Here is an 8451-nt window from a genome sequence, read left to right as displayed (position 1 = left end):
TGCCAGCCGGCGTGCCAGCGCTGGTCTTTGCCGCCGGAGTTGGCGACGCGGCGGGCCATCACGGTCTTGGCAGCTTGCGAGAACTCCACTGCGGCGGCGGGACCGGTGGCGGTTCCCTTCATCTCTTGGAGCACTTGGAGGAGACCCCAGCCCTGGCCGTGGTAGCGCTCGTTGGGGTTGATGCCTTCGCCCTTGAAGTTGACGTAGTCGATGAGGGCGTATTGGCCGCGGGCACTGGTGGCCACGCGTTCGTAGTTGGCCTTGACACGGGCGGCGTCGGGTCCGGCTGCTTGCAGGATCTTCGGGAGAGAGGCGCGGGACTTGGCGATGATGAAGTCGGTTTGCAGAGAGACGTTGTTGGCGAGCCAGGTGCGGAGGGCGGTCATTTCTGCTCCGTGGAAGGCGCGCTGAAAGGCGGCTTTGTTCGGCCAAGGGGCGTCCGCCTGGCGGGCGAGGGCGGGGGGCTGGGCTCCCTGCTGTTGGGCAAAGCGGATGAATTGGGGGAAGGACTCGGTGTAGGGGCCGTTTTGCCCGGCGGGATACCAGATGAAGTGGCCAATGCCGAGGGAGGGGAAGGCCTCGCCATCATTCCAGGCGGTGAGGCCATCGCGCGAGCCTGCCGATTCGTTTTGCCAGATCTTTTGCCCGATTTTGGCCTTTTCGGCTGCGGTCAGGGTGGTCGCCACGGCGGCGGGGGAGCCGGGAGTGGTGATGGCGGGGCCATCGGCGGGGGAGCAGGCGGCGAGGGCCAGGAAGGCGCAGGAGGGGAGGAGGGAAAGGGCTTTCATCCCTGCCAGCTCAACCAATCGCCAGCCGGGAGTCAAGACGGCTTGCGGGGGGAGGGAATGTTGCTAGGCTGCCCGATGATGAAGATTGACTGGACAGCCTTGGGCCGGGAGTTGACGACGTGGAGCTGGTTCGATGCCAGTAAGCTCTTCCTCAGTGCTTTGGTGATCGTGTTGGTGACGAAGGTGCAGGTGGTCAATGACAAGCTCTCGGCCTTGCTCATTGCCCTGCCGCTTACATCTTTGCTGGCGATGTTGTGGATGAATGGGGAGAAGCAGGGAAATGAGCGTATCGCCAATCATGCCGAGGGCACTTTTTGGTTTGTGCTGCCGACTTTGCCCATGTTTCTAGTGTTGCCGTGGATGCTGCGTCGGGGTTGGAGTTTTGGCTGGTCTTTGGCGGCGAATTGCCTTCTGACGGCCGTTCTCTTTTGGGTCATGGTTTTCGTGCTGCGCAAAGTGGGCATGAAAGTGATCTAAGGAGGCATTACAATTTCTAGAGAGGTTTCTCCTGGCTTTGCCTTGTCGCCGGGCTCTCTCCTGATAGGCAAAGGGGGACATGAAAACTTATCTTCTCCCTCTCGCCCTTTCTTGTGCGCAATTGTCACTTTCGGCGGAAGAGGCGACCTTCGGCCGCTATCTTCCCAAAGATTGCGCGGTTTACTTTGAAGCCTATCACGATGGTGGCTTTCTGCAGGAAGGGTTGCTGCCACTCGTCTTTGAGCAAAGGGATCTGGCTTTGGAGATGGCCGAGGAGAGGTTTGGTGAAGAGATTCCAAACCCGCAGGGGGGGGAGGAAGAAATCTTGAAAGCGGCGGGTGAGGCGGGCAATCACTTCGTCTTCGCGCTGGGCGGGGAGGGCAATCAGTTTGCGGGGGAGCTGGGCAAGGTCTATCACGAATTTTCCGGGCTTATGGCCGGGCTTCAGTTCGAGGTTCTGCTCAATCTGGCGGAGGCTTGGCAGGAGGAGGGGGAAGTGTCCGCCGAGGCGATGGCCGGACTAAGTGATGCCGATGCGATTTTCGAGAATCTGGATCAGGAGCAGCTGGGGGTCTTTCTGGACTCCCTCGTGGAGGAGGAGCGTTTGGCCATCCCCTCCGTCTATCTGGCGGTCAAGCCGACCGCTACCGGGATGGCGGAGGCTTGGACGACCTTGAACCAAGCTTTGCAGGATCATGCCGGGGAGTCGCCTTACCAAATCGTGGAGGAGGATGGGAAATGGCCCCGGAGGGGAATGACCTTCCTCGGTCAGCAGACCGCGGGGCGCGAATTGGAGGAGTGGTGGCAGGAAGCCGGTGCCGGGGAGCGAGGACCCCTGGATGAGAAACGCTTCCAGGCGTTGAAAGCCGCGCTGGACGAGATGGCGTTTACCGTTTTGTGGGCCCAGGTGGATGATTGGCTGGTCTTTTATGCGGGCAATGGTCCGGGCGGCTTCGAATTGGTGGAGTCTTCTGCGGACTCGTTGGCTGCGGATGGGAAGCTTGCCGATTTGGTTGCCCTGAGTGGGGAAGCCGAGAGTTGGATGCGCTGGCGGGTTTCGGAGGAATTTCTGCAATCGGTGCCCCATTGGCTCAATGATGCCCCTTCGGTGCGAGCCCAGGCTCAGGTGGTGACCCGGCACCCGGAGCTGGAGAACGGGAAGGTGATGAGTGATGGTCTCTACGAGGTGGCCAAGATGCGTAGTTTACTTTCCCGCCGCGAGGTGGAGTCGGCTTGGTCGGGTATCGGCTGGCTGGAGGATGGGCTCCGCATCGAGACGGTGGGAGGGATGCGCAAGCCCGGGCTCGATTATGAGGCCGAGTGGTCTCTGCAGGGAGGCGCCGGGGCGGCTGGAAGCTTTTTGCAAGCCCATTGGGTGGGTGAAGAGGGACGGCTGGATTGGCAATGGCAGCAGGGGGAGGCCCTGCTCAAGGTGTTGGAGGGAGCGCTCGGTGAGTGGTTTCCCTCGGAGATGATGCTCTCCCGGGAGCTGATGAGCGAGAGCTTGCCTGCCTGGTTGACCGAGTTGGCGGCGGCGGGAAGGGAGCTGGAATTCGAAGGTCTCGGCCGGGAGCAGGTCCTTGCCATGGACTTGGAGGGCGAGATGCCACAACTCCCGGATCTGAGCCCCGAGATGTTGAAGGAGGGCCGCATTCCCCGGCTACTCTGGGCGCGCTCGGTTGCTGACCGGGCGAAGGTGTCGGCAGCGGGAGCAGCCATGAAGCGGGCGACTGAAAAGTTTTTGACCCGGGTGGGGGAGGAGATGGGTGAGACCGTGCCCTTCCCCGGCTTCATGACCAGTGAGGATGAGGGCTTGGACAGCAATTTCCTTTTGCTCCCGTTTTCCAATGAGGACTTCTTGCTCAATATCGCCCTCAACGACGAGGTGCTGATACTGGGAACCTCCCGCCTTCAGGCTCGCTTGTTCGAGCTCGGGCGGCAAGGGAAGGCCGCCCCCGGGACGGGTCTCAAAATCGAGATGGACCTGAAGCGTGGCAGCCAATTCTTGCAGCTGTGGGACGTGTTGGCGCAGACGAAGGCATTCGCCCAGGCGGACGCGCTCTTGGGCGAAGAGGGCCTCGGAGGCGATCAGTCGCTGCGTGAGAAACTCGCTCAGTTGAGGCGCCTGCGCTATCATCATCGCGAGGAGGCGGGCGAGTTGCGCACGAGCTTTGCGGTCGAGCTGGCCGAGTAAGCAGGTCGCTCTTCCCGGCCGGTTTTCAGGTAAACTGGCGGGGAGAGGAAAAATAGCCGCCACTTGATAGAGCGCGAAGGCCCTCAACGTCATGGGAGAATCGCTTATGAAACCATTGTTCATTCCCTTTGCGCTCTTGCTCGCTTCTTTTCTCTTCATTGCTGCCGGCCCCAAGGGAGAGGATTTGCCCGTTGGGGCGGTGGAGTCCATTGCCAAGGCCTTGCCGGAGAAAGCTCCCGCCGAGCCCAAGCAGGAGCGCCGGATTCTGGTTTTCTCCAAAACGGCAGGATTTCGCCACAAGTCCATCCCTACCGGAAAAGTGGCTTTGACGGAGCTGGGGAAGAAAACGGGAGCTTATGAGGCGGTGGTGAGCGATGATTTGGCTCACTTCGAGCCCGGGGCAATCGATCAGTTCGATGCCATTGTCTTTTTCAACACCACTCAGGACGTCTTCGGGGCACCCAAGAAGCAGTGGGAAAAGATGTCGCCTGAAGAGCGGTCGCAAGAGAAGGCCAAGGTCACCCGGCTGCGGGAGAGCTTGATGCAGTTCATCAAGGGTGGCAAAGGCTTTGTGGGCATTCACTCCGCCACCGACACTTTTTACAACTGGTCCGAGTATGGCGAAATGATTGGGGGTTATTTCAATGGCCATCCTTGGAACGCCGGTCGGCAAGTGTCCATCAAGGTCGAGCCCGGAAAAGAAAATCATCCCCTCGTCGCCATGATGGAAGGGGAGAATCTCGACTTTAAAGAGGAGATCTACCAATTCAAGGCCCCCTACGATTCTTCCCAGGTCGAGATGCTGCTGCGCCTCGATACCGACAAAACGGACATGACCTTGAAGGGGATCAAATCCCATGATGTGGGAGTTTCCTGGGCCCGGTCTTGGGGCGAGGGCCGCGTCTTTTACTGTTCCCTGGGCCACAATGACCACATTTTCTGGAATGAGAAAGTGCTCGCCCATTATCTCGCGGGAATCCAGTGGGCGATGGGGGATTTGACTGAATAAGCTTGCTGCCCGGGATGGGCGCGTTTTTCTCCCCTCATGAATCGAGACGAAATTGATATCGCGGCCTTGCGGCAAAATTACACCCGGGGAGGGTTGGATTGTGAGGATATGGCCGGGGATCCGCTGGCGCAGTTCGAGAAATGGCTACAGGAGGCGATAGCGGCGGGGCTGCTGGAGCCCAATGCCATGTCACTGGCCACGGTCTCGGCGGAGGGCCTGCCTTCCCTCCGCACCGTGCTGCTGAAGGGGCTCGACGAACGGGGCTTCCGCTTTTTCACCAACTACCGCTCGCAGAAGGGCCGGGACTTGCTCGACAATGAGAATGCGGCTCTCTCCTTTCTTTGGAAGGAGCTGGAGCGCCAGGTCAATATCCAGGGGCGGGTGAGCAAGATTTCCCGCGAGGAGAGCGCGGAGTATTTCCACAGCCGACCTTATGAATCACAAATCGGAGCCTGGGTCTCGGAGGTGCAGTCGGGGGAAATCAACAGCCGCTGTTATCTGGAAGAGCGCGAGGACCTCATGCGCATGCGCTATCCCGAAGGGAGTGAGGTGCCGCTGCCGGAGTTCTGGGGCGGTTATGTGCTGGAGCCGGTGACGGTGGAGTTCTGGCAAGGGCGTGAGTCGCGTCTGCACGACCGGCTCCGTTACCAGAAGGCCCCCAATGGGCGCTGGGATATTGTGCGGCTCAGCTCGTAGGGCTGGGCGCAGTGCTCTCCTCTTCGCGCAGTTCCGCACTGAGGGCCCGGATGGTGTCAGCGAAGCCATCTTGGAAGGAAACCAGCGGCTGCCAGCCGAACCACATCATGGCTTTCTCGGTATCGAGGGCATAACGCAGGTCGTGACCGGGCCGGTCGGCGACATGCTCGATGAGGCTGTGAGGCTTGCGCAGGGCATCGAGGATGGAGCGGGCGACACCGATATTGGTGCGCTCGCGATGACCGGCGAGATGGTAGACATCGCCGGATCGGCCCCGGCGATAGATAGCGATCAAGCCCCGGCAATGATCGTCGACGTGGATCCAATCGCGGATCTGCAGTCCGTTGCCGTAGATGGGCAGGGGCTCGTCGCGCAGGGCCCGCTGCACGAGCAGGGGAATGAGCTTCTCGGGATGCTGCCGGGGGCCGTAGTTGTTGGTGCAGCGGCTGATGACGATATCGGTGCCGTGAGTGTGATGGGCGGCCTGGCAGAGCAAATCGGCGGAGGCCTTGGAGGCGGCGTAGGGAGAACTCGGCCGCAGGGGCGCGTCTTCCTTTGCCTTTTCCGGGGAGGGAATGGGGCCATAGACCTCGTCCGTCGAGCAATGAAGGAGCGGTATCTCGTGCTCCCGGGCCTGATCGAGGAGCAGGGAGGTGCCCAGAATATTGGTGGTCACAAAGTCGTCGGCCTTGGCAATGGAGCGGTCGACATGGGACTCGGCCGCGAGGTGGAAGACACCGCTGAAGTGATGCTCGGCAAAGAGCTGGGCCAAGAGCCCGGCGTCGCAAACATCGCCCTGCACGAAGTGGCAACGCGGATCCTCCAGGGGCTGGCGAATGTTCTCGCGGCGACCAGCATAGGTCAGTTTATCGAGAATGACGACCTTCTCAACCTCGTCTTCTTTGAGGAGATGGCGAACCAGGCTGGAACCGATGAATCCGGCTCCGCCAGTGAGGAGAATGGAACGGAGGCTGCGCATGGTGACGGGCGGGAGGCTAACAGGCTGGGCGTGACTGGCGATGCTTTTGTCAAAATGCCAATCGTCGATCGAGGGTGCGGTATTGGATCGCTTCCATGATTTCAGAGGGGCCGATGTGCTCCGCTCCCGCCAAATCGGCCAGGGTGCGAGCCACCTTCAGGATACGGTCGTGGGCCCGGGCCGAGAAGTTGAGGGTCTCCATCGCCTGTTCCAGCAAGCGCGAGGATTCCTCGTCGAGTTGGCAATGGGCCCGCACCTGCCGGGAGGGCATGGCCGCATTGGTGCGGAGGCCGTCCACCGCTCGCAGGCGCTCGGTCTGTATCTGCCGCGCGGCAATCACGCGCTCCCGGATGGCGGCCGACTTTTCGCCACTGGCCGAGCTGGCGAGGTCCTTGTATTCCACCAGCGGCACCTCCACGTGCAGATCGATGCGGTCGAGGAGGGGGCCGGAGATGCGTTGCCGGTAGTTTTCCACCTGGCGGGGATTGCAGCGGCAGTCCCGCTTGCTGTCGCCAAAGAATCCGCAGGGGCAGGGATTGAGGGCGGCCACGAGCACGCATTTGGCCGGGAAGGAGAGCGAACCCGCCGCCCGGGTGATGGTCACCTCGCCATCTTCCAACGGTTGCCGGAGGACCTCCAGCGTCGAACGGCGGAATTCCGGCAACTCATCAAGGAAAAGCACCCCATTGTTGGAGAGCGAAATCTCCCCTGGCCCGGGATTGCTGCCGCCCCCGAGTAGCCCCGCATCGGAGATGGTGTGGTGGGGCGCGCGAAAGGGCCGGGTGACGAGAAAGGATTTCTTCGGGTCCAGCAGCCCGGCGATGGAGTGAATCTTGGTCGTCTCGATGGCCTCCTCCTCGCTCATGTCCGGCATAATGGTGGGGAGGCGCTTGGCGAGCATGGACTTTCCCGTGCCTGGAGGACCGACCATCAGGATATTATGGCCACCGGCGACGGCCACCTCGAGGGCGCGCTTGACGTGATGTTGACCCTTCACGTCCTCGAAGTCGACTTCGTAGCTCCGCTGTGCTTCAAAGAACTTTTTCCGATCCAGTTGGAAGGGGGCGATGGTTTCCTCGCCGTTGAGATAATGATAGGCCTGATAAAGGCTGGTGATGGGGATGACCTCAATGCCTTCGGTAATGGCGGCTTCGGCCGCATTCTCGGCAGGAACGAGGAGGCGCTTGCGGCCCCGGCGCTTGGCCTCGATGGCGATGGAGAGCACTCCTTTGACCGGGCGCACCGTGCCATCGAGGGAGAGCTCGCCCACAATGGCATAGTCGGTCTCATGAGCAATGGCGGAGTCCATGCCATTGGCCGCAATGGCCAGCGCAATGGGCAGATCAAAGGAGGGGCCCTCCTTCTTGAGGTCCGCTGGAGCGAGATTGACCACATTGACCACGCAGTCGCTCAGCCCGGAGGAGGCGATGGCCGAGCCCACCCGCATGGCGGACTCCCGCACCGCCGCATCGGGCAGACCGACCACAATGGTGCCCGGCTTTTCGCCATTGCGACCATGGACTTCCACTTCCACCTCCACCGCATCCACTCCCCGCAGAGCAGCTGAGAACAAGCGCGTAATCATGGCAAAAGGCTAAGGGCGAACCTCTCCGGTGGGCAAGAGGAAAATGATTATTTGAACAGTTTTTCGTTTGGTCGGATATTCTCCTTCGCATGCCGAGGAAAGTAGGGGTCCGAATAAGCGCTGGCTGATAGGGGAGAGGAGAGTTGTTTTCTGAACGTCTGAACCACAGAACCTATCCCACCGCAGTCCCGGCGTCCCAAGCCCACCCCACGGCCACCCCACGGCCACCCCAAGCCCACCCCAAGCCCACCCCACGGCCACCCCACGCCCCAACGGGGCTGCACATATCAGCCCAGGGCAACGCCCTGGGATTGCCGCCCGGCCCTCGTCCCAGCAAGGCTGTGATCTCGCCGCACCAACAACCATTCTCGCCGCTGCCTCCCATGATCACGAAAGCAGCCGCAGCATCATCCACCCCCGAAACGGCGATGAACCACGCTTTTCTGACGATTTTTTCCAGCGGCACGCCCTCGCTCCTTTCCCGATCCCCCAAAGGGCTTCACAGACCAGCCCACGGCAAGGCCTCGGGAAGACATTTCGACCAGATCCCATCCCGATTCCGTGGGGGAAAACCCCTTATCCCCCTCGACCAGGCTCTTGTTCGAGGGGGAAAATGAAAATCCCCCTGACCCATTCGCGTCAGGTTAAGGCTGTGAGGCCTGATTCTATGGGGGATTTGCGGGTTCGTCGGTCTCTTTTGAGGTGCCGCGGATCAGGACTAAA

Annotated in this window: 8 protein-coding genes; 4 read left to right on the top strand and 4 right to left on the bottom strand. The window is 61.0% G+C overall.

Features of this window, described 5'->3' with window-relative positions:
- A partial coding sequence (locus JIN78_RS16300) for a hypothetical protein (protein ID WP_200393063.1) occupies positions 1-788 on the bottom strand: 788 nt, incomplete at its 3' end.
- 75 nt (positions 789-863) lie between these two features.
- Between JIN78_RS16300 and JIN78_RS16295 the strand changes: the two genes are divergently transcribed.
- The 4 genes from JIN78_RS16295 to pdxH all read left to right on the top strand — a co-directional run bounded on the left by JIN78_RS16295 (position 864) and on the right by pdxH (position 5164).
- Positions 864-1265, top strand: coding sequence for a DUF3147 family protein (locus tag JIN78_RS16295; RefSeq protein WP_234038042.1), 402 nt, complete (start codon positions 864-866; stop codon positions 1263-1265).
- 79 nt (positions 1266-1344) lie between these two features.
- Entirely contained in the window at positions 1345-3459 is a 2115-nt protein-coding gene (locus JIN78_RS16290) for a hypothetical protein (RefSeq protein ID WP_200393062.1), read from the top strand.
- A 106-nt stretch (positions 3460-3565) separates the two neighbouring features.
- Entirely contained in the window at positions 3566-4468 is a 903-nt protein-coding gene (locus tag JIN78_RS16285) for a ThuA domain-containing protein (RefSeq protein ID WP_200393061.1), read from the top strand.
- A gap of 36 nt (positions 4469-4504) precedes the next feature.
- Positions 4505-5164 carry a pyridoxamine 5'-phosphate oxidase gene (gene pdxH / locus JIN78_RS16280; protein ID WP_200393060.1) on the top strand — a complete coding sequence of 220 codons (660 nt, stop codon included), beginning with the start codon at positions 4505-4507 and terminating at the stop codon, positions 5162-5164.
- On the opposite strand, the gene rfbB is transcribed toward pdxH, so the two are convergent.
- The 3 genes from rfbB to JIN78_RS16265 form a co-directional block, all read right to left on the bottom strand.
- Positions 5154-6143, bottom strand: coding sequence for a dTDP-glucose 4,6-dehydratase (gene rfbB / locus JIN78_RS16275; RefSeq protein WP_200393059.1), 990 nt, complete (start codon positions 6141-6143; stop codon positions 5154-5156). The two genes, pdxH and rfbB, sit on opposite strands and share 11 nt — an antisense overlap.
- Before the next feature lie 49 nt (positions 6144-6192).
- Entirely contained in the window at positions 6193-7728 is a 1536-nt protein-coding gene (locus JIN78_RS16270; protein ID WP_200393058.1) for a YifB family Mg chelatase-like AAA ATPase, read from the bottom strand.
- A gap of 172 nt (positions 7729-7900) precedes the next feature.
- Complete coding sequence (locus JIN78_RS16265) at positions 7901-8194, bottom strand: hypothetical protein (RefSeq protein ID WP_200393057.1); 294 nt, start codon at positions 8192-8194, stop codon at positions 7901-7903.
- Positions 8195-8451 lie beyond the last annotated feature (257 nt).

The sequence above is a fragment of the Roseibacillus ishigakijimensis genome, from assembly GCF_016595415.1.
Lineage (GTDB): Bacteria > Verrucomicrobiota > Verrucomicrobiia > Verrucomicrobiales > Akkermansiaceae > Roseibacillus > Roseibacillus ishigakijimensis.
The sequence above is the reverse complement of the archived record's forward strand: the minus strand, read 5'-3'. Positions and strand labels throughout refer to the sequence as shown.

Excerpts from the sequence above, each read along its gene's own strand:
- JIN78_RS16295 (WP_234038042.1), top strand. The coding sequence starts at position 864 with ATGATGAAGATTGACTGGACAGCCTTGGGCCGGGAGTTGACGACGTGG.
- pdxH (WP_200393060.1), top strand. The coding sequence starts at position 4,505 with ATGAATCGAGACGAAATTGATATCGCGGCCTTGCGGCAAAATTACACC.
- JIN78_RS16285 (WP_200393061.1), top strand. The coding sequence starts at position 3,566 with ATGAAACCATTGTTCATTCCCTTTGCGCTCTTGCTCGCTTCTTTTCTC.
- JIN78_RS16270 (WP_200393058.1), bottom strand. The coding sequence starts at position 7,728 with ATGATTACGCGCTTGTTCTCAGCTGCTCTGCGGGGAGTGGATGCGGTG.
- rfbB (WP_200393059.1), bottom strand. The coding sequence starts at position 6,143 with ATGCGCAGCCTCCGTTCCATTCTCCTCACTGGCGGAGCCGGATTCATC.
- JIN78_RS16290 (WP_200393062.1), top strand. The coding sequence starts at position 1,345 with ATGAAAACTTATCTTCTCCCTCTCGCCCTTTCTTGTGCGCAATTGTCA.